Source organism: Streptococcus criceti HS-6 (assembly GCF_000187975.2).
In the GTDB taxonomy this organism is placed as follows: Bacteria; Bacillota; Bacilli; order Lactobacillales; family Streptococcaceae; genus Streptococcus; species Streptococcus criceti.
The window spans coordinates 1-707 of the sequence record NZ_AEUV02000001.1 but is presented as its reverse complement, the minus strand read 5'-3'; the positions used below and the strand labels follow the sequence as shown (position 1 = coordinate 707).

Genomic DNA, 707 nt, shown 5'->3' with positions numbered 1-707 from the left:
GATTCCCTACTGCTGCTCCCGTAGGAGTCTGGGCCTGTCTCAGTCCCAGTGTGGCCGTTCCACCTCTCAGGTCGGCTATGTATCGCAGCCTAGGTAGGCCTTTACCCTACCTACTAGCTAATACAACGCAGGTCCATCTGATAGTGGTGCCATTGCACCTTTTAAATCAATAACATGTGTTATCCATTGTTATGCGGTATTAGCTATCGTTTCCAATAGTTATCCCCCGCTACCAGGCAGGTTACCTACGCGTTACTCACCCGTTCGCGACTCTTCTTCCTTGTGAGTGCAAGCACTCGGTAAAAAAGAAGCGTTCCACTTGCATGTATTAGGCACGCCGCCAGCGTTCGTCCTGAGCCAGGATCAAACTCTCATTAATGCTAGTTTGTCCGGCTAAGCACTCTGGCTTATCCGTTTATTGTTCCTTGACAGGTTAATCTCTTAACCCGCACGTCTTGGTTCGTCTCTATTCAGTTCTCAAAGGTCTTAGCATAAAAAAACTAAAGATGAAATCTTTAGTATCGGGAAGACAGGATTCGAACCTGCGACCCTTGGTCCCAAACCAAGTACTCTACCAAGCTGAGCTACTTCCCGTATCTGATGCACCCTAGAGGATTCGAACCTCTAACCGCCTGATTCGTAGTCAGGTACTCTATCCAGTTGAGCCAAGGGTGCTTATCTATGCTATTATGCCGAGGACCGGAATC

Annotated in this window: 2 tRNA genes and 1 rRNA gene; all 3 read right to left on the bottom strand. The window is 48.2% G+C overall.

From position 1 onward, the window contains the following. Nucleotides 1-379: ribosomal RNA gene (locus STRCR_RS00015) — 16S ribosomal RNA — on the bottom strand; the annotation flags it as partial. Nucleotides 380-521: 142 nt separating this feature from the next. Next, a tRNA-Pro gene (locus STRCR_RS00010) sits at nucleotides 522-594 on the bottom strand. A gap of 7 nt (nucleotides 595-601) precedes the next feature. Beyond that, nucleotides 602-675 (bottom strand) — tRNA-Arg (locus STRCR_RS00005). Nucleotides 676-707: the final 32 nt, after the last annotated feature.